A 23,615-nucleotide genomic window follows, 5' to 3' on the forward strand; every position below is an offset into this window, starting at 1 on the left:
GGCCCGGCCCCGGCCCGCCCGGCCCCCCGGCCGGGTCTGTTACGGCAAGCGGCCGATCAGCCGCGAAGGGCCTGGACCGCGGCTTCGAGCCGCTTGCCGTAGTCGGGGTCCGCCTGGCGGAAGTTGTTGATCGCACGCTCGGCGATGTCGTCACGCGACACCTTGGCGATGAAGCCGGCGAGGTTGGCGATCAGGCGCTCCTTCTCCTCCTCGGAGAAGAGCCGGTAGAGGTTGCCGGCCTGGACGAAGTCGTTGTCCTCGGCGTGCGAGGGGGCCTCGTGGTTGCCGGTGCCGCCGGTGACGGGGGCCGGCTGCCACAGCGGGCGGCCCGTCTCCTTGATGGTGTTGAAGCTGTTCGGCTCGTAGTTCTTGGCGCCGCCGTGCCGGCCGTCGTACGCGTAGCCGTCGCGGCTGTTGGTGCGGGCCTCGGTGGCGTGCGGACGGTTCACCGGCAGGTGGTCGGCGTTGATGCCGACGCGGTAGCGGTGGGCGTCGCCGTAGGCGAACAGGCGGCCCTGCAGCATCTTGTCGGGGGACGGGCCGATGCCGGGCACGAAGTGGGCCGGCGAGAAGATCGACTGCTCGACCTCGGCGAAGATGTTCTGCGGGTTGCGGTTGAGCTCGAGCTTGCCGATCTCGATCGGCGGGTAGTCCTCGTGCGGCCACACCTTGGTGAGGTCGAACGGGTTGAAGCGGTAGGTCGCCGCTTCGGCCGCCGGCATGATCTGCACCTGCACCGTCCAGGACGGGAACTCGCCGCGCTCGATCGCCTCGCGCAGGTCACGCTGGTGGCTGTCCGGGTCGGCGCCCGCCAGGACGGCGGCCTCCTCCGAGGTCAGGTTCCTGATGCCCTGGTCGGTCTTGAAGTGGTACTTGACCCAGAAGACCTCGCCGGCCTCGTTGTTCCACTGGTACGTGTGCGAGCCGTACCCGTTCATGTGGCGCAGGGACGCGGGGATACCGCGGTCACCGAACAGCCAGGTCACCTGGTGCGTCGACTCGGGCGACAGACCCCAGAAGTCCCAGACGTTGTCCGCCTCCTGCGAGCCGGTGTACGGGTCGCGCTTCTGGGTGTGGATGAAGTCGGGGAACTTGATGGCGTCCTTGATGAAGAACACCGGGGTGTTGTTGCCGACGAGGTCGTAGTTGCCCTCTTCGGTGTAGAACTTCAGCGCGAAGCCGCGCGGGTCGCGCACCGCGTCCGCCGAGCCGAGGTTGCCCGCGACGGTGGAGAAGCGCAGGAACGTCTCGGTCTGCTTGCCGACCTCGGACAGGAACTTCGCCCGGGTCCACTGACTGACGTCCCGCGTCAGCGTGAAGGTCCCGTACGCACCGGCGCCACGGGCGTGCACGATCCGCTCCGGGATCCGCTCGCGGTTGAAGTGCGCGAGCTTCTCCAGAAGGCTCTGGTCCTGGATGAGGACCGGCCCGCCGAGGCCCGCGGTCTCGCTGTTCTGGTTGTCCGCGACCGGGGCTCCCGACTCGGTGGTCAGCGGGCCCGTCTCCTGAACCGTCACGTGCATCTCCCTGGATAAGTCCTGTCCCTTGGCTGTCGCCGGAACCGATCCTACAATAGACAGAGTCTAAGTCAAGAAGCATGTCAAAGCCGTACCGATTCACTTTCCGGACAAGCACTGTAAGCTGGACCCACCCCACTGATAGGTGAATCCGACAATGAGCGACCTGCTGGAACGACTGCGTGGACGCGGCTGGCGTATGACCGCGCAGCGACGCGTCGTGGCCGAGGTCCTCGACGGCGACCATGTCCACCTGACCGCCGACGAGGTCCACGCGCGCGCCGCGGCCCGACTGCCCGAGATCTCCCGGGCGACCGTATACAACACCCTCGGCGAGCTGGTCACCCTCGGTGAGGTCATGGAGGTGGCCACGGACGGCCGTGCCAAGCGGTACGACCCCAACGCCCACCACCCGCACCAGCACCTCGTGTGCTCGAACTGCGGCACCATCCGTGACGTCCACCCGGCCGGCAACCCCATGCTCGACCTGCCCGACGGCGAGCGCTTCGGCTTCGTCATCGCCGACGTCGAGGTCACCTACCGGGGGCTCTGCCCGAACTGCCGCTAGCTCCGCCGGTACCGGTAATCAGGGCGCGTCCCTGGCTCCCCTGAACGACAAGAAGGCCCGGAACCTGAGTTCCGGGCCTTCTTCGCAGTAGCGGGGACAGGATTTGAACCTGCGACCTCTGGGTTATGAGCCCAGCGAGCTACCGAGCTGCTCCACCCCGCGTCGTTGTGTCTTTACTCTAACCCAACCCCGCTGAGCAGCGCAAATCCCTTCCCGAGCTCCAGCGGAGCCCTACGCGGACAGCTCCTGCCGCAGCGCGTCCGCGAGCCGCGCCGCACGCTCCGCGACCTCCGCAGGGCGGCACTGGGCGGCCCGGGCGCACCAGGCCTGGGCGTCGGCGAGCTGGCCGTGCCGTGCGGCCAGCAGGGCGAGCCGCAGGGCCGCGCGGCCGTGGCCGGCGTCGGCGGCGCGGGTCCACCACAGGGCCGCCTCGGGCTCGGCGCCCTCGCGGGCGAGGAGCAGGCCGAGGTTGAAGGCACCGTTACTGCTGCCGGCCTCGGCTGCCTCGCGGTACCAGTGGGCGGCGTCGACGACGTCACCGCGCTTGGCGGCACACATGCCGAGCCGCACCTGGGCCCGGCGGTGCCCCTGGCCGGCGGCGCGCCGGTACCACTCCTCGGCCTCCTCGGGGCTGCCGCCCCGGTCCAGGAGCGCGCCGAGGCGGAAGGCACCCTCGGGGCTGCCGCCGCCCGCCGCGCAGCGCAGGTGCCGCTCGGCGGCGTGGGAGTCGCCGTCGCGCTCCAGGGCGATGGCGACCTGCAGCGCGGCCTCGCTGTGCCCCGCCGAGGCCGCCCGCTCGTACCAGCGCCGCGCCGTGGCCTGGTCCTCGCGGCTGGCATGCAGGATGCCGAGGTTGAAGGCCGCGTCGACGCTGCCCGCCTCGGCCGCCTTGGAGAACCACGGCTCGGCGCCCGCCGCGTCGCCGCGCTGCAGCAGCAGGACGGCAAGCGCGTTGGCGGCCTCGCGGTGGCCCGCGTACGCCGCCTTGCGGTACCACTGCTCGGCCTGCGCGGTGCGGCCCTGGCCGGCGCAGAGCAGGCCGAGGTTGAAAGCGCCGTTGATGTCACCGGCGTCGAGGGCGACGCGGTACCAGCGCTCGGCGGTCTGCGTCTCGCCCTCCTGGGCGTGCAGCGCGCCGAGCGCGTTGGCGGCATTGCCGTCGCCGGCCTGGGCGGCGCGGCGCCACCAGGTCGCGGCGCCGTCGATGTCACCGGCGTCGCGCAGCAGGAAGCCCAGCGCGCAGGCGGCACGGGGCTCGCCGTCGCGGGCGGCGGTGAGGTACCAGCGGGTCGCCTCCTGGATGTCGCCGCGCTCCTCCAGGATCGTGCCGAGTCGCAGCGCGGCACGGCGGTGCCGCCGGGCGGCCGCCTGCCGGTACCACTGCTCGGCCTCCAGGTCCTCACCGCGGGCGGCGCAGATCCGGGCCAGGCGGTACGAGGCCTCGCGGTGCCCGTGCTCGGCTGCGGCGCGGAACCAGCGCTCGGCGCCGACGTCGCGCCGGTGGTCCAGCAGGTCGGCCAGCGCGTACGCGCCCAGCACATGGCCGGACTCGGCGGCCTGGCGCAGCCAGTACTCGGCACCGGGCTCGTCGCCGCGCTCGCGGAAGTAACGGCCCAGCGCGTGCGCGGCCGCGGCGGAGCCGGCCACGGCGGCGATCCGCCACCAGGCGGCGGCCTCGTCGGCGTAACCCCGCTGGTGCAGCAGCAGGCCGAGGTTGTTGGCCGCGGCACGGTCGCCGTTCGCGGTGGCGCTGCGCAGGTAGGGCTCGGCCCCTTCGAGGTCGCCCCGGCGCAGCAGCATGGTGCCCAGGATGCTCATGGCGACGGGGTCGCCGTGGTCGGCGGCCCGGCGGTGGCGGGCCTCCAGCTCGGCCTCCTCGCGGGCCTCCAGGCTTTCCTCGTCCGGGAGTTCGGACTCGACGAGGCGGTCCTCGTCGGCGGCGGTGTACGGAGCGGGGGGCGCGGCGGTGTACGCTGCGTCGGCCGGGCGCGGCCCAGGCAGCAGTTCGGCGACCGTCGGCGCGAGCGTGGGCATCACGGTCCCGCTCGCCGGCCCCTGGTCATGGGTCTGACGAGTATTCAGCAGCCTTGCACCATCCCCCATAAGGTCCATCGTCGCACCATCCGTACCCGCAGTACACCTGGTATGCCGCAACCCAAAGGGTCACTACAGCGCTTTGTCGACTTCCCGACATGATGCCAGGCGAAACCTCACGCCGCTCGCTTACCGCGTACTTCCCTCGTGCTTCCCCCGTACAAGTGAAAGGGTCCGGAGTCAGTTGACTCCGGACCCTTTCGTGCAGTAGCGGGGACAGGATTTGAACCTGCGACCTCTGGGTTATGAGCCCAGCGAGCTACCGAGCTGCTCCACCCCGCGCCGTTGTGTCCTAACCGTACCACGACGCGAGGTGTGCCTGCTCAGCCCTTTTTCTGCGCTTGGTTCTCGGCGTCCTTCGCCCGTTTCAGCGCGTCCGCCAGGTCCTTCTGCGCCACCCCGTACGCCTGCCAGTCGCCGGCCTTCAGCGCCTTCTGCCCGGCGTCGTACGCCTTCTGGGCGTCGTTCAGGGCCTGGGCGACGGTGGAGTTGGCCGGTGGCGTCGTCGTGCCGGCCGGTGGGCTCGTACTCGTACCGCCGTTGACGCCGAAGACCTTGTCGAGGGCCTGGTCGAGGGTGTCCTCGAAGGCGGTGCTGTCCCCGTAGTGCACCAGGACCTTCTTCAGCAGCGGGTAGTTGGTGCCCGCGCCGCGCACATAGACCGGTTCGACATAGAGCAGTCCGCCGTCGAGTGGGACGGTGAGCAGGTTGCCGTACTCGACGGTCGAGTCGCCGCCCTTCAGGAGTCTGATCTTCTCCGCGACATCAGGATCGGAGTTGAACAGGCTCTGCACCTGCTGTGGACCGGACACCGTGGTGTTCGACGGCAGTTTGAGCAGTCTGATCGCGCCGTAGTCCGAACTGGTCGCGTCGGCGTCGACCGCCATGAAGGCGCCCAGGTTGTCACGCTTGTTGGGCGCGAAGGTGGTGGTCAGCGAGAAGGCCTCGCTGCTCTGGCCCGGCATCTTCAGGCTGAGGTAGTACGGCGGCACGGACTTGCCGGTCTTGGCGGCCGGGTCGTCCGGGACCTGCCACACCTCGCTGCCGCTGTAGAAGGTGGACGCCTGGGTGACGTGGTACTTCGTCAGCAGCTGGCGCTGCACCTTGAACAGGTCCTGCGGGTAGCGCAGATGGGCCATCAGCTCGCTGCTGATCGCGCTCTTCGGCTGCACCGTGCCCGGGAACGCCTTCATCCAGGTCTTCAGCACCGGATCGGCCTTGTCCCACTGATAGAGGGTCACCTTGCCGGTGTACGCGTCCACGGTGGCCTTGACCGAGTTGCGGATGTAGTTGACCTGGTTCTGCTGGGCGAGCACCGCACGCTGGCCGTTGGTCAGCGAGTCGGCGGTGGTGTCACCGAGCGTCGTACGCGAGGAGTACGGATAGCCGTTGCTCGTCGTGTAGGCGTCGACGATCCACACGATGCGGCCCTTGACCACCGCCGGGTAGACATCGCCGTCGATGGTCAGCCAGGGCGCGACCGCCTCGACCCGCTCCTTGGGGGTGCGGTTGTAGAGGATCTTGGAGTCGCTGCCGATGGCGCCCGAGTAGAAGATCTGCGGCTCGCCGAAGGCGACGGCGTACGCGGCCCGGGTGACCGGATTCTTCAGCCCGACACCGCTGTTGCCCGTGTAGGTGTAGGACTTCTCGCCGTTGTCGTCGGTGTAGTCGATCTCCTTGGTGGAGGAGTCACCGACGATCGAGTACTGCTTGGTCTGCTCGCCGTAGTAGATCCGCTGCTCGTAGTCGCCCAGTTCGCCCTTGGCCGGCAGATCCGACTCGGTGAAGTCCGGGGAGCCGTTGCTCTTGACCGAGGTGCCCTTGGCCGCCACCACGCCATAGCCGTGGGTGTACTTGAAGTGGTCGTTGATCCAGTTCTGCTGCGGGATGCCCTTGACGTTCAGCTCGCGCAGCCCCACCACGGTGTCCTGCTCCTTGCCGGCGACCGTGTAGCGGTCGACGTCCAGCGTGGACGGGAAGGCGTAGTAGCTCTTGGTCTGCTGCAGCTGCTGGAAGGTCGGCGACACCACGTTCGGGTCGAGCAGCCGGACCGAGGCGGTGGTGTCGGCGTCGTCCCGCAGAGTCTGCTTCGCGCTGGCGCTCGTGCCGGAGTACTCCGTCACCTTGGTGTTGTCGATGCCGTACGCCTTGCGGGTGGCATCGATGTTCTTCTGGATGTACGGAGTCTCCTTGGCGGCCTCGTTCGGCTGCACCTGGAACTTCTGCACGATGGCCGGGTAGAGCCCGCCGATCAGGATCGCCGACAGCACCATCAGGCCGAAGCCGATCAGCGGCAGCGACCAGGTGCGCCGCCACAGCGTCGCGAAGAACAGCAGCGCGCAGATGATCGCGATGGCGAAGAGGATCGTCTTGGCCGGCAGATAGGCGTTGGCGTCCACATAGCGAAGGCCGGTCCAGTTGCTGGACTTGAGGTTGCCCGCCTTCACCGCCAGCGAGTACCGGTCGAGCCAGTACGCCACCGCCTTGAGCGATACGAACAGGCCCAGCAGGACCGACAGATGGCCGGTCGCGGCCGCCGTCGCCCTGCCACCCGGCGAGGTGATCCGCAGCCCGCCGTACAGGTAGTGCACCAGCGCGGCGGCGAACAGCGAGAGCACGACGGCGGCGAAGCCGAAGCTCAACAGGAAGCGGTACCACGGCAGATCGAACGCGTAGAACGCGACGTCCATGTGGAACTGCGGGTCCTTGGTGCCGAACTGCGTGGCGTTGACCCACAACAGCCAGGTCCGCCACTGGCTGGACGCCGAGGCGCCCGCGATCAGGCCGACCAGGGAGCAGATGGCGAGCAGCGACCACTTCTTGTAGGGGGCGATGCCCATCCGGTAGCGGTCGAGGCTCTGCTGCTCCACGGACATCGCGCTCAGCGGCGGCCGGAGGCGGTGGGCGAGGTAGATGTTGATGCCGATGGCGGCGGCCATCAGCAGCCCGAAGACGAAGAACAGCCCGATCTTGGTCCACAGCGTCGTCGTGAAGACCGAGGAGTAGTGGACCGAGCGATACCACAGCCAGTCGGTCCAGAAGCCGGCGAACATGACAAAGGCGATGGCCAGCACGGCCAGTACGCCCACCGTCATGAGCAGCGTCCGGGTACGTCGGGACGGCCGGCCCACTCTCATCCGCGGCCCCGGCGGACCTCCGCCGCGGTCCGGCATCTGGAATACCAAGGTGCGCACCTCGAAGTATCGGTTAGGGCGTTTCAGGGCAATACGGCGGGCGCCTGGTCCGACGCCCACTGGTGCAACTTACTCAGGCTTTACTCGGTTCCCGCATTTGGTCACAGAAGAGGCAGGATATTGACCATGTCCAACATTGCGTCCGACGGTGCACCACTCGCCGCCACCCCGCTCACCCGTGCCGTACTCGAGATCGACGACTACGCCTCCGGCCTTGGCTGGGACCAGCCCGCCCGGCTCTTCGCCCTCGTCGACACCGCTCAGCTGCGCACCCAGGAGCCCGGTCTCGCCGACCAGCTCGGCCTCGGCGAGGCGAACGCCGGTGCCCTGACCCCGATCGAGCAGGACGAACTGCCGGCCGGCACCCCCCTCGACGAGTTCCTCGCGACCATCGCCTGGCCCGAGGTCATCGCCGGCTGCGCGATGACCGTCGAGCGGCTGATGCTTCCGCCCACCGCGGAACAGTCCATCCCCGAGGGCCTGGACGACGCGGCACTGGCCAAGTGGGTCGCCGCCCACCCCGAGCGCCAGGAGGTCCGCATGACCGTGGCGGTGCTCCGCGACGGCGCGCGCGAGTCCGCCGTACGCCTCCGCGAAAAGGACTCACCGACCGAGGTCCTCACCGGCGCCGACCTCGTCCCCGGCCTCGCGGACGCGCTGGCAGCGACCTTCGAGGCCTGACCACTCGCCTCCGGCTCCTCTTCGGCAGCCCTCAGGAAGCAGTACAGCTGGGCAGGCCTGCCGTGTCCCCGGTGCGTATCTTCTTGAGGGCGGCCATCGCGTCGTCGATGGTCTTGACCTTGACCAGGCGCAGCCCGGACGGCGTGTCCTTGGCCGCCTCCGCGCAGTTGTCCGACGGAGTCAGGAAGTACTGGGCGCCCTTGTCGCGGGCGCCGATCGTCTTCATGTCTATGCCGCCGATCGCGCCGACCTTGCCGGTGTCGTCGATCGTGCCGGTGCCGGCCACGAACTTGCCGCCGGTGAGGTCGTTCGGGGTCAGCTTGTCCACGATGCCGAGGGCGAACATCAGGCCCGCACTGGGGCCGCCCACGTCCGCGAGCTTGATGTCGATCTTGAACGGGAAGGTGTGCTCGACCCCGGCCTGGATGCCGACGACCGCCCGCGCCTTGCCGCCGTCGGTCGACTTCTTGGTCGTGATCGCCAGATCCTGGGTCGCCGCGTTCTTCTTACCCGCGTTCTTCTCCGGGACGACCGTGAAGACGACCTTCTCGCCCGGCTGGTGCTTGGTGACCAGCCCGGCGACATCGGCGGCCGCCTTGACCGGCGTGCCGTCCACCGCCTTGATCACATCACCCGCGTGCAGGACGCCCTCGGCCGCGCCGCCCTTCACCACCGCCGACACGATCACCCGCGAGCCCACCGGGATGCCCAGCTCCTTCAGCGCCGCGACCTTGGCGCTGTCCTGGGACTGGGTGAACTCCTCGGCGTTCTCCTGGTCGGCCTGCTGGGCCGTCTGACCGCTGGGGTAGAGCGTGTCGTGCTCGACGACCTTCTGGTCGCGCGACAGCCAGCCGCTGACCACCTCGACCAGATTCATGGAGAAGTCGGCGCTCGTCACCCGCACCGTCGTCATGTTGAGGTGCCCGGTCGTCGGATACGTCTTCCGCCCCGAGATCTGCAGCACCGGCTCCCCGCCGTGCTCCCCCAGGGTGTTCACGGTCGGGCCCGGAGACATCTCCGAGAACGGCACCGGCAGCAACAGCGCCGCACAGAGCAGTGCTATCAGCGTCAGGGTCGAGGCGAGCAGCGTCGCAGTGCGGCGTGGCATGGAACGACAGTACGGGACGGGTCCGACAGTCGCCCCACGGGCCCTCAGCGTGATCCGGCGTCGGACTTGCGCATGGCCTCGCGGAAGCGTTCGTAGTCCGCCAGCGACGCGCCGTCGCCGGTGGTGCGCGTACGAGCCGCCCAACCGCCCCAGACTGCCGCCGCGATCGCGGCAACCACCGGAATGAGCAACCATGCGAGCGCTGCCATTACGGCCTCCCGACCCCACGCACCGATCATGAACGTATGAGCAGATTAACCACCCGATGCCTTAACGTTCGCGGCGGGTCGGAAGTTACGCAACCGCAGGTGAACAGGCGGGGCGGGTGGCCGGAGCGTGGTCAGCGCGTCGTCGGCGCACGGCCGGTGCGCGCAGCCTAGTGCGCGCAGGCACCGACCCATTCCTCGGCGCCGTCCACGAAGCGCTGGTGCTTCCAGATCGGTACTTCGCGCTTGAGGTCGTCGATCAGTCGGCGGCAGGCGGCGAACGCCTCCGCGCGGTGCGGGCAGGACACCGCCACGACCACCGCAAGATCACCCACACGGAGATCACCCACACGGTGTACGGCCGCCAGCGCCCGCACCGGGAAGTCCGCAGCCACCTTCTCCGCGACCCGGCGCAGCTCCACCTCAGCCGAGGGATGCGCCGAATAGCTCAGGCCCGTCACCTCGGCCCCCGACCCGCCGTCGTGGTCCCGAACCGTCCCGACGAACAGCGCGGTCCCGCCGGCGGCGTCGTCCCCGACAGCCCTGAAGACCTCGTCCACGGACAGGTCGGTGTCGCGTATGGCCAGCAGGCGGATCGTCTCTTCCATACGCCCCATGCTGCCGCACCGCCCGCGATGCGGAAACCCCCTTCCGGGGAGGGGTCGGTTACACCCCGCTCCTACACCCGTCTCCTACACCCGTCTCCTACAACCCGCGCCTACAACCCGCGCCGCTTGCGCGCCCGCCGCACCATCGCGGCCGTGCCGACGAGGGCGACGGTCGCACCGGCGGCGCCGAGGGTCGCGGCGTCCTTGCGGCCGAGGCGGCGGCCGACGACGGAATTGCGGCCGGTGACCTCTTCCAGGAGCTCGGCGAGGACCTCCTCGTTCGTCCAGTGCGGGCGCCAGCCGGCCTCGTGGAGCCGGCTGCCGCTGACGACCCAGGGGTGCATGGTGTAGGTCAGGTCGCCCGCCGGGGACGGGGTGAGCCCGAGCCGGTGCAGCCGGGAGGCGGCGCCCAGAGCGATGGCCGGGGGCAGCTCCATGCGGCGGATTCCGCTGAGCTCCTCGACCTCCTCCTGTTCGAGCCAGCCGTCACAGCCGACGGCCATCTCGCCGTCGACCTTCTCCAGCACGGCGTACTCCAGCGCCGTGACCAGGTCGTCGACATGGCAGAACTGCCAGCAGGGCCGGCTGCCGGCCACCACCAGCAGCCTGGGCGACTCGAAGTACCGGGTCAGGGCTGTGTCCGTACCGCCGACCAGGACGGCGGGCCGCAGAATCGTCACGTTCAGCCCGGGGTGGGCGCGGGGCGCGCGCTTGCCGAGGCGCTCGATCTCCAGCAGGTCCCCGACGAAGCTGGCCTCCGCCGTGGCGCGCAGCGGGGCGTCCTCCGCGAGCGGGATGTCGTTGTCGGGCTCGGCCCCGTAGACCATGGCGGACGTGCAGAGCACGACCCGCCGCACCCCGGCCGCCGCGGCGGCGGTGAGCACGGTCTGGGTGCCCCGGACGTTGAAGGCGGTACGCGCCTTGGGGTCGGACTCCAGGTCGAGGTCGAGTCCGAGGTGGACGACGACGTCGACGCCCCGCAGCCGCTCGGCGATCACCGGGTCGCGTACGTCCAGGACGCGCCAGGTGGCGCCCGGCACGTCGCCGCGCCGCTCGTCGATCGCCACGACCTTCTTGACCTGGCCGGACTCGACAAGCCGCACGGCGAGCAGCCGGCCGACGCCGGAGGCCGCGCCGGTAACGGCGACGACCGGCCCTGACGCCGCCCTGGAGCTGCTCCGCTCTGGGCGAACGGACGATTCTGGGGAACTCACCGGGTGTCTCCCACGGTTGTTTCTGGTGCGAGGTGCGCACATTCAGTACGCAGCCATCCTGCCTGACGGGTGTCTAGGCTGGAGGTACAGCCCACAACACACAGAGCCGAGGAAACCCGTGAGCGACAATCCATTCGGATTCGGCCTCCCCCCGGAGGAGCCCGAGGACGGGGACAACGGCAAGAAGCCGAGCGGTTCCGGCGACGGCTCGCAGGGTCCGGTCGGCCCCGGGAATCCGTTCGGCTTCGGCGCGGGCGGTGCCGGGGACAACCCCTTCGCCGCGATGTTCGGATCCCTCAACCCCAACGACCTCGGCGCCGCCTTCCAGCAGCTCGGCCAGATGCTCTCGTACGAGGGCGGCCCGGTGAACTGGGACATGGCCAAGGACATCGCCCGCCAGACGGTCTCCCAGGGCACGCCGGACGGCACCAAGGACGCCAGCGTCGGCCCCGCCGACCGCGCCTGGGTGCAGGAGGCCGTGCGGCTGGCCGACCTGTGGCTGGACGGCGCGACCTCGCTGCCCTCGGGGGCCGGTTCGGCGGTGGCCTGGAGCCGCGCGGAGTGGGTCGAGGCGACCCTGCCGGTGTGGAAGGACCTGGTCGACCCGGTCGCGGAGCGCGTGGGCGCCGCCATGGGCGACGTACTGCCCGAGGAGATGCAGGCCATGGCCGGCCCGCTGCTCGGCATGATGCGCTCCATGGGCGGCGCGATGTTCGGTACGCAGATCGGCCAGGCGCTCGGCACCCTCGCCGGCGAGGTCGTCGGCTCCACGGACGTCGGCCTGCCGCTCGGCCCGGCCGGCAAGGCGGCCCTGCTGCCCGCCAACGTCGCCGCCTTCGGCAAGGGCCTCGGCGTCCCGCAGGAGGAGGTACGGCTCTACCTGGCGCTGCGCGAGGCCGCCCACCAGCGGCTCTTCGCCCATGTGCCGTGGCTGCGGGCGCACCTCTTCGGCGCCGTCGAGGGCTATGCGCGCGGCATCAAGGTCGACACCGCCAAGCTCGAGGACGCGGTCGGCCAGCTCGACCCGACCAACCCCGAGGCTCTGCAGGACGCCCTTCAGCAGGGCATGTTCCAGCCCGAGGACACCCCTGAGCAGAAGGCCGCACTGGCCCGCCTGGAGACCGCGCTGGCCCTGGTCGAGGGCTGGGTCGACGCCGTCGTCCATGCCGCCGCCGCCCCGCACCTGCCGTCGGCCGGCGCCCTGCGCGAGACGCTCCGCCGGCGCCGCGCGACCGGTGGCCCCGCCGAGCAGACCTTCGCCACCCTCATCGGCCTCGAGCTGCGCCCCCGCCGCCTCCGCGACGCGTCCCGCCTGTGGGCCTCGCTGACCGACGCACGCGGCGTCGACGGGCGGGACGGGCTCTGGGCCCACCCCGACATGCTGCCGACGGCCCAGGACCTGGACGACCCGGACGGCTTCGTGCACCGCGAGGCCATCGATTTCTCCGAGCTCGACAAGATGCTCGGGGACGCCGCGCGCGGCGAGGACGAGGACAAGGGCGACACGGAGAAGTGAACGAGCTGTACGCGGACGCGGTGCGCGTCCTGAAGGACTGGGACGCGCCCGACGACAGCCAGGAGCGGCTCCGGCTGGACTACCTCGACCATCTCGCCGAGCACCCCGACGGCATATGGAAGCCCTGTCGCGACGGGCACATCACGGCGAGCGCCATCGTCATCGACCCGGTCGGGGAGCGCGTCCTGCTGACCCTGCACCGCAAGATGAAGATGTGGCTGCAGATGGGCGGCCACTGCGAGCCCGAGGACGCCACCCTCGCCGATGCCGCCCTGCGCGAAGCCACCGAGGAGTCCGGCATCTCCGGGCTCACCCTGCTCCGGCCCGAGCCGGTCAACCTGGACCGGCACCTGACGCCCTGCGCGTGGCACCTGGACGTCCAGTACGCGGCGCTGGCCGCGCCGGGGGCGGTCGAGGCGATCAGCGAGGAGTCGCTGGACCTCAACTGGTACGCGTACGACGAGGTGGGCGAGGTCGCCGACGGCTCGGTCGAGGCTTTGCTGACCCGGACGCGGGCTCTGCTGGACGTCTGAGCAACGGCGGTTGAGGACGGGGGGTGGGGGCAGCGCCCCCACACCCTTCGCTTCGAGTCAGTTCGAGTCGGTTCGAGTCAGTCCGAGTCGGTTCGGTCAGTTCGAGAAGATGTTGCCCTGGTTCTGCCCGTGCGCGCCCTGCTGGCCGAAGCCGTACTGCGCGGCGAGCCCCTGGCCGATGTGCGCGCCCTGCGGCGGCAACAGCTCGCTCGGCTGGACCAGCGCGTAGCCCTGCCCCAGGAAGCTCAGCTCCCAGCCCTCCCCGGTGGTGCCCCGGCGGCGCCAGACCGCGGAGGACGACGTCTGCGCCTGCATCTGCACCCGCAGCGACGTGGACCAGGCCACCACGGCGTCGGCGTCGGCCGAGACGTACTTGTCCGGCGTCACGGGTAGCAGCAGCGGCTTCCCGGAGGTCATCAGCGCGACCTTGCCGTGGCCCGAGATGTTGAGGTTGTACGCGCCGGTGCCGGAGACCCCGAACTGGCTGTCGACGGCGATGACTTCCCAGTGCAGCGCCGAGTCGAGCGCCAGAACGTACGCCGCGTCGACCGTCAGGCCCTCGTGGTCGACGTCCACGACGTGGATGTGCTGGGCGAGGTTGGCGAGGTAGACGGTGCCCTGCCCCGAGCAGCGCATGAGGTCGAGGCCTTCGCCGGTGCGGGCGCGGGCGTTGCGCTGGCCCTGCGTGCGGTATTCGCCGTCGAACTCGATGAGGCCCTGGTAGGCGACCATCGCGCCCTTGCGGGCGAGGCAGTCGGTGTTGCCGTCGAGCCTGACCCTGAGGAGCTGGTCGTTCTGGAGCGTGTAGTGGTCCTCGGACTGGACTTCGGTGTAGGCGAAAAGCGGGCTCTGCATGATGTGTCGCTCCCCCTCAGCCCCGGACTCGGAGGCGGTCGGTGCTGTCTTCGCTGGGCTGTACGACCACGAATCCCTGGCCGGAGAAGCCGATCTGGAATGCCTCGCCGCTGCCGCGCCCGATCAGGGACGAGGCCTTGAAGCTGCGCTTGGACTTGGTTTTGAGCCCGGACGACCAGGCCACCAGCGCGTCCGGGTCGACATATGTCTCGTCCTCGCCCCGCCCGCAGTCGACGACCATCGGCGTGCCGCGCGAGGTGATGGCGACCCAGCCGGTGCCGGAGATCCCGACGTTGAACAGGCCCTGTCCGGCGAACTTCGCCAGGCCCTTGACCCGCTCGACGCCCCACTGCAGATGGGCGTCGAAGGCGAGCAGATTGGTGCCGTTGACCGACAGGGACTCGTTGTTGAGGTAGACGGGCACCACGTCGGCGCCGTAGTCGGCGAGGTAGAGCAGGCCGTCGCCGGTGCACTTCATGACGGGGGCGCCCTCGCCGGTGAGCCACTGCGAGGCCATCTGGCGGACGGCGGGCGGATTCGGCTCGTACTGGACGAAGCCCTCGTACGCCACCATGGAGCCGGTGCGCGCGTAGAGGTCCTGGCCGGTCTGCATGGCGACCTTGAGCATCCGGCCGCCGTGGGTTTCCATCCGGGCGGTCACCGGGGTCGGCGCGAAGCCCGCGATCAGGGTCTGGTCCATGGCGGGTCTCACACCTCGTAGGGCTGGACGATGATGAAGTTGCCGGGGGCGCCGCGGAACTGGAGGTTCACGGTCTCGCCGCTGTGGCCCGGGTAGGCGTTGCGACGCAGCCGCACCTGGCTGGAGAGGATCACCTGCGAGGCGGCCGACCAGGCCACGATCGCGTTGCTGTCCGCGTACGTGGTCGGGGTGACCGGCAGCACGACCGGGGTGCCGTGGGTCTTGACGATGACGGTGCCGGTGCCCTGGAAGAGCATGGTGAAGAGCGCGCCGCCGGGGATGCCGTGGCCCTCGATGCGGCGCACCTCGTGCTGGAGCGACTCGTCGAACGCGAGGACGTTCTCGGCGGAGACGCAGATGGCGTCGCCCTGGAGCTCGATCGGGTGCAGGTTGGCGGAGTTGTCGGCGAAGAAGACCTGGCCGCGACCGGTGCAGCGCATCAGCTGCATCTCCTGGCCGGTGGCGTTGCCGACGATCCGGCCGGTGAAACCGGCGCCCTTGTAGCCGAATTCGACCTTGCCCTGGTAGACCACCATGCTGCCCTGCTTGGCGAGCACGGGCTGGCCGCCGGCCTGGGAGAGGTCGACGCGGATCAGCTTCCCGTTCTGCTGCGTCCAGCGCTGGCCGGTGGGCGCCTCGCGGTACTTCTCCATGGCGGCGCTCAGCCCCGCGCCCGCGGGGGCCGCCGGGACACCGGCTCCCTGCGGCGGGACCTGACCGAACTGCGGCTGTCCGTAGGGCTGCTGCCCGAACTGCGGCTGGGGGTAGGGCTGCTGGCCCGGGGGGCCGGGAGGGCCCGGGACGCCCGGCGGCGGCTGCGGCGGCGGGACCTGGCCGAAGGGGGGCGCGGCGGGCGGGTACTGGCCGGGCGGGGCGGCGAGCGGCGCGACCATGGTGGGCGCCGCGTGGATGGGCGGGGCGGCGGGCGGGGCCATGGGCGGCGCGGCGGGGGCGCCGAATGCCGGGGCGGGCGGCGGCGGGCCGACGGGCGCCCCGAAAGCCGGGGCGGGCGGGATGGCAGCCGGGGCCGGGGCGGGCTCCTCTTCGGCGACCTCGCCGCCGAAGTTCTTGAGCAGGGCGTCCAGACCGCCGTCGAAGCCCTGTCCCACGGCCGCGAAGCGCCATACGTCCTTGAGGTAGACGTCGGCGAGCATCACCGCGCGCTCGGTGGTGAACTCGGCGCCGGTAAAGGCGTAGCGGGCCACTTCCTCACCGCCGGCGACAATCCGGAGGTAGCCGGGACCGACCTGCGACATGACGCCGTTTCCGTCGATGGTCGCGGTGAAGGACAGCTTCTGGATCTGTGGCGGGATCTTGTCCAGTGTCACCCGGAAGGATTCGGTGTCACCGGCCTGCGGGCCCAGCAGCTGGATCGACTCCTCCGGCGACTTGGGCTGGTTGAAGAAGATGAAGTACCGGTCGTCCGAGAGCTGTTCATCGGCGTCGAGCCCGAAGCAGCTGATGTCGAACGAGAGCCCGGGAGCGCTGATCTGCACACCGATGTACAGATCCGTTCCCGCCGTCAGATCGCTGATCCTGGCCTTGTGGCCGCGTTGGAATTCCCTGGCCATGCGAACGACCGTCCCCCCCATCCGTACGTACATGCTGTGGTGCGTTGCGACAGGCTAACGGCTGACCCTGACAGCGGCTATTCAGCCGGGCTTTCCTCGCGGTCCTCCCGGGTGGCCGGCAGATGCGGCAGCCGGCCCGCCGCGACGACGCCCTCCAGATAGCCCCGGGCCCGCTCGGTGCGCGGATAGTCGTCGAGCAGCTCCCAGAAACGCGGCCCGTGTCCGGGAACCAGAAGGTGTGCCAATTCATGGAGGAGTACGTAGTCGATGACGTACTCCGGCATGCCTTGCAGCCGGTGCGAAAGGCGGATGCTGCCCTCGGCCGGGGTGCAGGAGCCCCATCGTGAATTCTGGTTGGTCACCCAGCGCACGGTGTCCGGTGCCGCGCGGCCGCCGAGGTACTGGGCCGACAGCTGCTCCGCCCGGGCGGCCAACTCCTCGTCGCCGAGCATGCGCCGGCTCTCCTGGGCGGCGAGCTTGTCGAGCATGAGCACCACCCAGCGTTTCTCCTCGGCGGCGGACATCCGCGCAGGGATGAGGACGATGGTGCGGTCACCCTCGCGATAGGCCGAGACCGTGCGGCGGCGGCGGGCGCTGCGGCGTACTTCGACCGCGTTGGCGCGGGACGCGAGTGGATGCTGGCTGGAAAGGCTGTGAGCCGGTTCGGCGGACACGCCTCGACGTTACCTGTCCGGGGACCCGTCGGTCCTGTCCCCCGGCCGGTTGGCTGTGGATTCCGTCGGCACTGCGCGCATATTGAATGATCGCCACCCACAACCTGTGGATAACTTTCCGGCCATGTCGGGCTCCTCGGGCATTCTGGATGCGTCGCACGAACAGACCACGGGGGTGGCGCCATGCGTCCCATGCTCAAGACCGCCATGCGCCGGAGCTGGCGAAATCGCCAATGCGTGCAATTCGGGGTGGATCCGGCCCACGCGGTGGTGCTGGACGCGGTGGACGGAGCCGCGGCCGGCTTCCTCGACCTGCTCGACGGCACACGTGGCCTCGGCCCGCTGGCCCGGGAGGCCGAGGCTCTCGGCATCGAACCGCCGCAGACCCGGCGGCTGCTCGGGCTGCTCGCCCGGGGCGGCGTGCTGGACGACGCGACCGCCCACGCCGAACTGGCCGCGTCGATACGGCACCGCACAGCTGCCCTCGACCGGCTGCGGCCGGACCTGGCGGCGCTGTCGCTGATCCACCCGGGGCCGGGCGGCGCCGCCGGGCGGATACGGGAACGCCGAGCTGCCCGGGTGCGGGTCGTGGGCGCCGGGCGGGTCGGGGGCGCGGTGGCGGCGCTGCTCTCGTCGGCCGGCGTCGGCCGGGTCGAGGTCCGCGACAGCGGCCGGGTCGAGCCCTGGGACACCTCGCCCTGCGGCATTCCCGCCGAGCACATCGGCGACCGCCGGGACGCGGCGGCACGCGGAGCCGTCCGGCGGGCGGCGCCGGATCCCCGCGCGGCCGGGCCCGGGCGGCGAGGGCCGCGCGTCGGTCCCGAGCCCGCCCCCGTCGCCCGGCTGGGGCTGGTCGTGCTCGCGCCGCGCGACGGCCTGGACGCCTACGCGCCCGACCCGGGCGAGGCCGGCCCGTTGCTCGCGGCCGCGATTCCGCACCTCTATACGGGGGTGATGGAGGGCACCGGCGTGGTCGGCCCACTGGTGGTGCCGGGCCGCACGGCCTGCGCGGGCTGCCTGGCCCTGGGACGCGCCGACGCCGACCCCGCGTGGCCCCGGGTGCTCGCCCAGCTCCGGTCGCGGCGCGGCGCCGGGGTCCCGGCCTGCGACATCGCGCTGGCGACCATGGTGGCGGGGCTGGCGGCCGCCCACGCCCTGGCCTTTCTGGACGGCGGCGAGCCGGCCAGTGCGGGGGCCCGGGTGGAGGTCGGGCTGGCTCGAATGACGATGGCGACACGGCCGGTGTCGGGGGACAAAAGATGCGCCTGCGGCTCCGCTCGCCTGCTCAATGCCGCCTTCTCCCAGGCACCGACCGCGCCACGAGCGGAATCGCGAGGGGCATCTGCGTGACTCGGTTCATGAGGGGCGGGGGACAATGACGTCGTGACCGACCGGAAAGAGGGGGCGCATGTCTGATCTTCCGCGCAAAGCGATGACCCGTACGGCCAAGTTGGCGGCGCTGCCTCTGGGGTTCGCCGGGCGGGCGACCCTGGGACTCGGCAAGCGGCTCGGCGGGCGTCCGGCCGAGGAGGTCGCGACCGAGCTCCAGCAGCGCACCGCCGAGCAGCTCTTCAAGGTCCTGGGTGAGCTCAAGGGCGGGGCCATGAAGTTCGGCCAGGCCCTGTCGGTCTTCGAGGCGGCGCTGCCCGAGGAGGTCGCGGGTCCCTACCGGGCCGCACTCACCAAGCTCCAGGATGCCGCCCCGCCGATGCCGGCCCGCACGGTGCACGGGGTGCTGGAGGAGCGGCTGGGCGCGGACTGGAGATCCCTCTTCTCCGAGTTCGAGGACAAGCCCGCCGCGGCGGCCTCGATCGGGCAGGTGCACCGCGCGGTATGGCACGACGGGCGGGAGGTCGCGGTCAAGGTCCAGTACCCGGGGGCCGGGGACGCCCTGCTGTCGGATCTGAACCAACTGGGCCGGGTGGCCCGGCTGTTCGGGCCGCTGATCCCCGGCATGGACATCAAGCCGCTGATCGCCGAGCTGCGCGACCGGATCTCCGAGGAGCTGGACTACGAGCTCGAGGCGCAGGCCCAGCATGTGCACGCGGTCGAGTTCGCCGGCGACCCGGATGTGATGGTGCCCGAGGTGGTGCACCGTACCGACCAGGTGCTGATCACCGAGTGGATGGACGGGGTCCCGCTGTCCGAGGTGATCTCCGGCGGCAGCCAGGAGTTGCGCGACCGGGCCGGGCAGCTCCTCGCGCACTTCCTCTTCGCCGGCCCGGCCCGCACCGGGCTGCTGCACGCCGACCCGCACCCGGGCAACTTCCGGCTGCTGGTCGACGACGGTCCGCCGGAGGGCTGGCGGCTGGGCGTCCTGGACTTCGGCACCGTCGACCGGCTGCCGGACGGGCTACCGCTGCCGATCGGCACCGCGCTGCGGCTGGCGCTGGAGGGCGACGCCGAGGCTGTGCACGCCATGCTGCGTCAGGAGGGGTTCGTCAAGCCGACGATCGAGCTCGACCCGGATGCCGTACTGGACTATCTGCGGCCGATCATCGAGCCGGCGGGGCTCGACGAGTTCCCCTTCGGGCGTGGCTGGATGCGGGCGCAGGCGGCGCGGATCGCGGATCCGCGCTCGCCGGCCCACCAGTTGGGCAAGCAGCTGAACCTGCCGCCGTCGTATCTGCTGATCCACCGCGTGACGCTGAGCACCGTCGGCGTGCTGTGCCAGCTGTCGGCGACGGTGCGGCTGCGGGACGAGCTGCTGGAGTGGTTGCCCGGCTTCGCGGAGCAGAGCGGGCTGGGGTCCCCCGTGCCGAAGGCCAGGGGGGAGTCGGCCTGAGCGGTGCCGGCTACGGCCGGTTACCACCAGGCGGAGTCGATGCGGCCCTCGATGCTGCGGAGATGGGTGCGCGCGCAGTCGTCGCAGAAGTAGACGCGGCTGCCGTTCTCCACGGAGCAGGTCCAGGTGAGCGGTGGTGAGCCGTCCTGAACCAGCCCGCAACGGGCGCAGGTGGTGGTCGTGCGTCGGTCCGTACCGACCCGGTCTTCCTGAGTCTTCTGGTCCACTTCGTGACAATAACGCGGGACCGGCCGATTTCGACCGGTCCCGCGATTCTGTGTCGTTAACGCTTTGTTACTGCTTGTTACCGGTCCTTACCGCTCTTACTGCATGACGGCGAGGGCCAGGGCACGGCGGGCGCGGAGCGAGGCACGCTCGGCGCGACGCTGGAGGCGCCGGGCGCTGAGCAGTCGGTTGGCCCTGCGTTCATGCTCGGCCTCGTACAGGCGCTGTTGCATATGGGCACGGGCCAGAGCTTCTGGCATGAGTTGCATTTCGAGGTTCCTGTTCTGACGCGAGGTCATCGCGTCGGACGCCGGGGTGGGGATGTCGGTGAGGGAGGGATTCATCGGGTCCTGCTTCTTCGGGTCGTGCGTGAGGGGATGGTCGATCGTTCCGAGAGCCGGGCGGGTCATGCCATGACCGCGTTCTTGCGCGGACGGCCACGCGGCCGCTTCCGCGGCACCACCACGCCCTGGACGAACAGCTCGCCGCCCCAGACGCCCCAGGGCTCGCGGCGGTCCTTGGCGCCTGCCAGGCAGGCCTCGCGGACCGGACAGGTCTGGCACAGCGACTTGGCGTACTCGACATCGGCCGGGGACTCCGCGAAGAAGACCTCCGGGTCGAACGTCCGGCACGGGACGGGTACGCCGAGGCGCTCGATCTCGTCGTCGAGCTCGGAAAGGGGCAGCAAGGGAGCCTCCGGGGTGTCGGGCGGGAGCTGCGGGTCGGGGACGGACGGTGCAGGCGGGGTGGAGTGCACGGTCGGTTCGTTCCTCATCTGTTGTTCGGCTGTGGAGGAAAAACAGAAGGGCCGCGGATCCCGGTCTGGGATTCCGCGGCCCTGGAAGGTGCCGGTCTGATCGTGGATCAGACCGGATCACTCCAGGGTTCGAGCCCGCGGGAGGCCCACTTCGGGTGGTGCTGCGTCTTCTGGTTTCCGTTGTTTCCGGCACCATTGGTCATCGCCGCAAAGGCATAGGCCTGGGCCTGTGCCGCCACTGCTGTTACCGCAGGTGCCTGAGTCGGTCGCTCGCTGCGCTCCCGGATGGAAACGACGCCGGCGGCAGCCAGCAGGGAGGGAGCGGAAAGGCGACCGGACACACCGCTGCCACGGAGCGAGCCACCGAGCGGGCAGGCGGCGACGACCGGGCGATCGGTCATTTTGAGGGTGTTCTCGATGATGGTGATCACTTGGCTCGCCTCCTTCGGCGTCTCGTAGGGCTGGTGGTGCGTGCTCAGTACATCATGGTTTGCGCTGCTCTTGGAAGAGCCGCGGCGACCACGATCGAAAGGCTATGGGGCTCTCCGCGCCGGGCGCAAACTATTTTTCCGCCTCGTCCGCAACAAGTTCTTCACCGGCGCACAGGGCGAGGACATCGGCGCCGTACTTGTCCAGTTTGCGAGCCCCGACCCCGGCGATAACAGCCAGTTCGGACGGCTGTGCCGGCCTCACCTCGGCGATCGCGAGCAGGGTCTTGTCGGTGAAGACGCAGTAGGCCGGCTGGCCGATCGTCTTCGCCTGCGCCATCCGCCAGTCGCGCAGCCGCTCGTACAGGGCCTCGTCGAGATCTGACGGGCAGTCCTCACACCGCATCAGCTTGATCTCGCCCGCGTCGGACAGGGTGCGCCCGCACACCCGGCAGTAGACCGGGCCACGCTTCTTGCGGGCGGCCGGAACGCGCTCCACGCCGCCTCTGGCGGCCACGGGCTTGCCCGCGGCTCCCCGGCCCGCCGAGCCCGGCCGCAGGCCGTCCAGGAAGCGTGAGGGCCGTCGGCCGCCGCGCCCGCCGGGAGAGCGCGACAGCGCCCAGGACAGCGAGAGGTGGAACCGGGCCCGGGTGACGCCGACATAGAGCAGCCGGCGCTCCTCCTCGACCTGCTCGTCGGTCTTGGCGTAGGTGATCGGCATGGTGCCCTCGGTGAGGCCGACCAGGAACACCGCGTCCCACTCGAGGCCCTTGGCGGAGTGCAGCGAGGCCAGCGTGACGCCGTCGACGCTCGGGGCGTGCTGGGCGGCCGCCCGCTCGTCCAGCTCGGCCACGAAGTCGCCGAGCTTGGCCTCCGGCCGCACCCGGGTGAAGTCCTCCGACAGCCGTACGAGGGCCGCCAGCGACTCCCAGCGGTCCCGCACCGCGCCCGACCCGGCCGGCGGCTCCGCGGACCAGCCGCGCGAGCCGAGCACCGCCCGGACCTGCTCCGGCACCCCGGCGTCGTCGAGGCCGGGGTCGGACGAGCCGCCCGCCCGCGCCGCGCCGCGCAGCAGCAGCCCCGCCTCCCGGACCTCGGGCCGCTCGAAGAACCGTTCGGCGCCCCGCAGTTGGTAGGGCACCCCGGCGTCGGCCAGTGCCTGCTCGTAGACCTCGGACTGGGCGTTGATGCGGTAGAGCACCGCGATCTCGCCGGCCCGCACCCCGCTGTCGATCAGCTGCCTGATCCGGCGCGCGGTGCCCTCCGCCTCGGCGGGCTCGTCGGCGTACTCGGTGTAGGTCGGCTCCGGGCCGGTCTCGCGCTGCGAGACGAGCTCCAGCCGGTGCTGGGCGGCCTGGCCACGCGCCTGCCCGAGGAGCCCGTTGGCGAGGTGCACGACCTGGGGGGTCGAGCGGTAGTCGCGGACCAGCTTCACCACGGTCGCGCCCGGGTGCTTCGTACGGAAACCGAGCAGGTAGTCCGGCGTGGCGCCGGTGAAGGAGTAGATGGTCTGGGAGGCGTCGCCGACCACGCAGATGCTGTCCCGGTTGCCGAGCCACAGGTCGAGCAGCCGCTGCTGGAGGGGGCTGACGTCCTGGTACTCGTCGACGACGAAGTGCTGGTACTGCGAACGGATGGTGTCGGCGACATCCGCGCGGTCTTGGAGCACGCCGACCGTGAGCAGCAGCACGTCCTCGAAGTCGATGACCCCGCGGTCGCGCTTGAGCTGCTCGTACGTCGTGTAGATCTTCGCGATCTCGGCCGGGTCGCGGGGCACTTCACGTCCCGCCTTCGCGGCGGCCGCCGCGTAGTCCTCCGGGACGGTCTGGGTGACCTTGCACCACTCGATCTCGCCGGTGACATCACGCAGCTCGTTGCGATCCAGCCGGATCCGGCAGCGGGCACCGGCCTCGGCGACGAGCTGGACCTTGCGCTCGGCCAGGCGGGGCATGTCGCCGCCGATCGCGCGCGGCCAGAAGTACTGGAGCTGGCGCAGGGCAGCGGAGTGGAAGGTGCGGGCCTGCACCCCGCCCGCGCCGAGCTGGCGCAGCCGTCCGCGCATCTCGCCGGCCGCCCGGGCCGTGAAGGTGACCGCCAGCACACTGCTGGGCTGGAGTATCCCCGCCCGCACCCCGTACGCGATCCGGTGTGTGATCGCCCGGGTCTTGCCGGTGCCGGCGCCGGCCAGCACGCAGACGGGGCCGCGCAGTGCCGTCGCGACGGCGCGCTGCTCCGGGTCGAGCCCTTCGAGCACGGCGTCCGCGGAGTCGGGGACGTCCGGGAACTCCGGGAAGAGTGGGGTGTGGGTTGGTGCGGTCACCCTGTCATGCTCCCAGGTCCGGCGGGACTGCCGGGAAAGTTATCCACAGCTGAGGTGCGAT

22 protein-coding genes and 2 tRNA genes are annotated in these 23,615 nt (G+C 70.6%); 6 read left to right on the forward strand and 18 right to left on the reverse strand.

Annotated features, from left to right (window positions below; genetic code table 11):
• Nucleotides 1-56 precede the first annotated feature (56 nt).
• Complete coding sequence (locus tag ACFXJ5_RS00005) at nucleotides 57-1,523, reverse strand: catalase (protein WP_384624553.1); 1,467 nt, start codon at nucleotides 1,521-1,523, stop codon at nucleotides 57-59.
• Nucleotides 1,524-1,674: 151 nt separating this feature from the next.
• On the opposite strand from ACFXJ5_RS00005, the gene ACFXJ5_RS00010 reads away from it, so the two are divergent.
• Nucleotides 1,675-2,085, forward strand: a complete 411-nt coding sequence (locus ACFXJ5_RS00010; protein ID WP_384624556.1) for a Fur family transcriptional regulator — start codon at nucleotides 1,675-1,677, stop codon at nucleotides 2,083-2,085.
• Between the two features lie 88 nt (nucleotides 2,086-2,173).
• Here ACFXJ5_RS00010 and ACFXJ5_RS00015 read toward each other — a convergent pair.
• The 4 genes from ACFXJ5_RS00015 to ACFXJ5_RS00030 form a co-directional block, all read right to left on the reverse strand.
• Nucleotides 2,174-2,247: transfer RNA gene (locus ACFXJ5_RS00015), tRNA-Met, on the reverse strand.
• A gap of 69 nt (nucleotides 2,248-2,316) precedes the next feature.
• Nucleotides 2,317-4,119, reverse strand: a complete 1,803-nt coding sequence (locus ACFXJ5_RS00020; protein ID WP_384624559.1) for a tetratricopeptide repeat protein — start codon at nucleotides 4,117-4,119, stop codon at nucleotides 2,317-2,319.
• A gap of 268 nt (nucleotides 4,120-4,387) precedes the next feature.
• Nucleotides 4,388-4,461, reverse strand: a tRNA-Met gene (locus ACFXJ5_RS00025).
• Nucleotides 4,462-4,502: 41 nt separating this feature from the next.
• Nucleotides 4,503-7,352 (reverse strand): UPF0182 family protein, encoded by a 2,850-nt coding sequence (locus ACFXJ5_RS00030; protein WP_384626473.1) that lies wholly within the window; start codon nucleotides 7,350-7,352, stop codon nucleotides 4,503-4,505.
• 147 nt (nucleotides 7,353-7,499) lie between these two features.
• Here ACFXJ5_RS00030 and ACFXJ5_RS00035 point away from each other — a divergent pair, with 147 nt between their 5' ends.
• Complete coding sequence (locus ACFXJ5_RS00035) at nucleotides 7,500-8,054, forward strand: PPA1309 family protein (protein ID WP_384624562.1); 555 nt, start codon at nucleotides 7,500-7,502, stop codon at nucleotides 8,052-8,054.
• A gap of 31 nt (nucleotides 8,055-8,085) precedes the next feature.
• Here the strand turns inward: ACFXJ5_RS00035 and ACFXJ5_RS00040 are convergent, their stop codons facing one another.
• The 4 genes from ACFXJ5_RS00040 to ACFXJ5_RS00055 form a co-directional block, all read right to left on the reverse strand.
• On the reverse strand, nucleotides 8,086-9,162 hold the full coding sequence (locus ACFXJ5_RS00040; RefSeq protein WP_384624565.1) for a PDZ domain-containing protein: 1,077 nt from the start codon (nucleotides 9,160-9,162) through the stop codon (nucleotides 8,086-8,088).
• A gap of 44 nt (nucleotides 9,163-9,206) precedes the next feature.
• Complete coding sequence (locus tag ACFXJ5_RS00045; protein ID WP_384624568.1) at nucleotides 9,207-9,371, reverse strand: hypothetical protein; 165 nt, start codon at nucleotides 9,369-9,371, stop codon at nucleotides 9,207-9,209.
• 167 nt (nucleotides 9,372-9,538) lie between these two features.
• Nucleotides 9,539-9,976: a molybdenum cofactor biosynthesis protein MoaE gene (locus tag ACFXJ5_RS00050; protein ID WP_384624571.1), complete on the reverse strand. Its 438-nt coding sequence runs from the start codon at nucleotides 9,974-9,976 to the stop codon at nucleotides 9,539-9,541.
• A 110-nt stretch (nucleotides 9,977-10,086) separates the two neighbouring features.
• Complete coding sequence (locus tag ACFXJ5_RS00055; protein WP_384624573.1) at nucleotides 10,087-11,190, reverse strand: SDR family oxidoreductase; 1,104 nt, start codon at nucleotides 11,188-11,190, stop codon at nucleotides 10,087-10,089.
• A 118-nt stretch (nucleotides 11,191-11,308) separates the two neighbouring features.
• On the opposite strand from ACFXJ5_RS00055, the gene ACFXJ5_RS00060 reads away from it, so the two are divergent.
• Nucleotides 11,309-12,706 (forward strand): zinc-dependent metalloprotease, encoded by a 1,398-nt coding sequence (locus tag ACFXJ5_RS00060; RefSeq protein WP_384624576.1) that lies wholly within the window; start codon nucleotides 11,309-11,311, stop codon nucleotides 12,704-12,706.
• On the forward strand, nucleotides 12,703-13,239 hold the full coding sequence (locus ACFXJ5_RS00065; protein WP_384624579.1) for an NUDIX domain-containing protein: 537 nt from the start codon (nucleotides 12,703-12,705) through the stop codon (nucleotides 13,237-13,239). Before ACFXJ5_RS00060 ends, ACFXJ5_RS00065 begins: the two co-directional genes overlap by 4 nt.
• A 96-nt stretch (nucleotides 13,240-13,335) precedes the next feature.
• On the opposite strand, the gene ACFXJ5_RS00070 is transcribed toward ACFXJ5_RS00065, so the two are convergent.
• The 4 genes from ACFXJ5_RS00070 to ACFXJ5_RS00085 form a co-directional block, all read right to left on the reverse strand.
• Nucleotides 13,336-14,094 (reverse strand): AIM24 family protein, encoded by a 759-nt coding sequence (locus tag ACFXJ5_RS00070; RefSeq protein WP_384624582.1) that lies wholly within the window; start codon nucleotides 14,092-14,094, stop codon nucleotides 13,336-13,338.
• A gap of 16 nt (nucleotides 14,095-14,110) precedes the next feature.
• Nucleotides 14,111-14,794, reverse strand: a complete 684-nt coding sequence (locus tag ACFXJ5_RS00075; RefSeq protein ID WP_384624585.1) for an AIM24 family protein — start codon at nucleotides 14,792-14,794, stop codon at nucleotides 14,111-14,113.
• 8 nt (nucleotides 14,795-14,802) lie between these two features.
• Nucleotides 14,803-16,365: a TerD family protein gene (locus tag ACFXJ5_RS00080; protein ID WP_384624588.1), complete on the reverse strand. Its 1,563-nt coding sequence runs from the start codon at nucleotides 16,363-16,365 to the stop codon at nucleotides 14,803-14,805.
• Nucleotides 16,366-16,442: 77 nt separating this feature from the next.
• The gene (locus ACFXJ5_RS00085) at nucleotides 16,443-17,039 is read right to left on the reverse strand and encodes a M48 family metallopeptidase (RefSeq protein ID WP_384624591.1); all 597 of its coding nucleotides are present in this window, start codon (nucleotides 17,037-17,039) and stop codon (nucleotides 16,443-16,445) included.
• Between the two features lie 237 nt (nucleotides 17,040-17,276).
• Between ACFXJ5_RS00085 and ACFXJ5_RS00090 the strand changes: the two genes are divergently transcribed.
• Entirely contained in the window at nucleotides 17,277-18,389 is a 1,113-nt protein-coding gene (locus ACFXJ5_RS00090; protein ID WP_459253975.1) for a TOMM precursor leader peptide-binding protein, read from the forward strand.
• Nucleotides 18,390-18,447: 58 nt separating this feature from the next.
• Nucleotides 18,448-19,824: an ABC1 kinase family protein gene (locus tag ACFXJ5_RS00095; RefSeq protein WP_384624596.1), complete on the forward strand. Its 1,377-nt coding sequence runs from the start codon at nucleotides 18,448-18,450 to the stop codon at nucleotides 19,822-19,824.
• 20 nt (nucleotides 19,825-19,844) lie between these two features.
• On the opposite strand, the gene ACFXJ5_RS00100 is transcribed toward ACFXJ5_RS00095, so the two are convergent.
• From ACFXJ5_RS00100 to ACFXJ5_RS00120, 5 genes are all read right to left on the reverse strand, one after another.
• Nucleotides 19,845-20,051: a hypothetical protein gene (locus ACFXJ5_RS00100; protein ID WP_384624599.1), complete on the reverse strand. Its 207-nt coding sequence runs from the start codon at nucleotides 20,049-20,051 to the stop codon at nucleotides 19,845-19,847.
• A gap of 96 nt (nucleotides 20,052-20,147) precedes the next feature.
• Nucleotides 20,148-20,459 carry a hypothetical protein gene (locus ACFXJ5_RS00105; protein WP_384624602.1) on the reverse strand — a complete coding sequence of 104 codons (312 nt, stop codon included), beginning with the start codon at nucleotides 20,457-20,459 and terminating at the stop codon, nucleotides 20,148-20,150.
• Nucleotides 20,456-20,824, reverse strand: coding sequence for a WhiB family transcriptional regulator (locus ACFXJ5_RS00110; RefSeq protein ID WP_384624605.1), 369 nt, complete (start codon nucleotides 20,822-20,824; stop codon nucleotides 20,456-20,458). Before ACFXJ5_RS00110 ends, ACFXJ5_RS00105 begins: the two co-directional genes overlap by 4 nt.
• Nucleotides 20,825-20,913: 89 nt before the next feature.
• Nucleotides 20,914-21,237, reverse strand: coding sequence for a hypothetical protein (locus ACFXJ5_RS00115; protein ID WP_384624608.1), 324 nt, complete (start codon nucleotides 21,235-21,237; stop codon nucleotides 20,914-20,916).
• A 130-nt stretch (nucleotides 21,238-21,367) separates the two neighbouring features.
• Complete coding sequence (locus tag ACFXJ5_RS00120; RefSeq protein WP_384624611.1) at nucleotides 21,368-23,554, reverse strand: ATP-dependent DNA helicase UvrD2; 2,187 nt, start codon at nucleotides 23,552-23,554, stop codon at nucleotides 21,368-21,370.
• Nucleotides 23,555-23,615: the final 61 nt, after the last annotated feature.

This window comes from Streptomyces sp. NPDC059373, from assembly GCF_042751495.1.
GTDB lineage: Bacteria > Actinomycetota > Actinomycetes > Streptomycetales > Streptomycetaceae > Actinacidiphila.

What these genes read in the sequence shown, in the direction of transcription:
- ACFXJ5_RS00110 (WP_384624605.1), bottom strand. Translation starts at nt 20,824, where the DNA reads ATGAGGAACGAACCGACCGTGCACTCCACCCCGCCTGCACCGTCCGTC.
- ACFXJ5_RS00035 (WP_384624562.1), top strand. Translation starts at nt 7,500, where the DNA reads ATGTCCAACATTGCGTCCGACGGTGCACCACTCGCCGCCACCCCGCTC.
- ACFXJ5_RS00105 (WP_384624602.1), bottom strand. Translation starts at nt 20,459, where the DNA reads ATGACCCGCCCGGCTCTCGGAACGATCGACCATCCCCTCACGCACGAC.
- ACFXJ5_RS00070 (WP_384624582.1), bottom strand. Translation starts at nt 14,094, where the DNA reads ATGCAGAGCCCGCTTTTCGCCTACACCGAAGTCCAGTCCGAGGACCAC.
- ACFXJ5_RS00020 (WP_384624559.1), bottom strand. Translation starts at nt 4,119, where the DNA reads ATGCCCACGCTCGCGCCGACGGTCGCCGAACTGCTGCCTGGGCCGCGC.
- ACFXJ5_RS00040 (WP_384624565.1), bottom strand. Translation starts at nt 9,162, where the DNA reads ATGCCACGCCGCACTGCGACGCTGCTCGCCTCGACCCTGACGCTGATA.
- ACFXJ5_RS00010 (WP_384624556.1), top strand. Translation starts at nt 1,675, where the DNA reads ATGAGCGACCTGCTGGAACGACTGCGTGGACGCGGCTGGCGTATGACC.
- ACFXJ5_RS00095 (WP_384624596.1), top strand. Translation starts at nt 18,448, where the DNA reads ATGTCTGATCTTCCGCGCAAAGCGATGACCCGTACGGCCAAGTTGGCG.
- ACFXJ5_RS00080 (WP_384624588.1), bottom strand. Translation starts at nt 16,365, where the DNA reads ATGGCCAGGGAATTCCAACGCGGCCACAAGGCCAGGATCAGCGATCTG.
- ACFXJ5_RS00050 (WP_384624571.1), bottom strand. Translation starts at nt 9,976, where the DNA reads ATGGAAGAGACGATCCGCCTGCTGGCCATACGCGACACCGACCTGTCC.
- ACFXJ5_RS00045 (WP_384624568.1), bottom strand. Translation starts at nt 9,371, where the DNA reads ATGGCAGCGCTCGCATGGTTGCTCATTCCGGTGGTTGCCGCGATCGCG.
- ACFXJ5_RS00030 (WP_384626473.1), bottom strand. Translation starts at nt 7,352, where the DNA reads ATGCCGGACCGCGGCGGAGGTCCGCCGGGGCCGCGGATGAGAGTGGGC.
- ACFXJ5_RS00005 (WP_384624553.1), bottom strand. Translation starts at nt 1,523, where the DNA reads ATGCACGTGACGGTTCAGGAGACGGGCCCGCTGACCACCGAGTCGGGA.
- ACFXJ5_RS00075 (WP_384624585.1), bottom strand. Translation starts at nt 14,794, where the DNA reads ATGGACCAGACCCTGATCGCGGGCTTCGCGCCGACCCCGGTGACCGCC.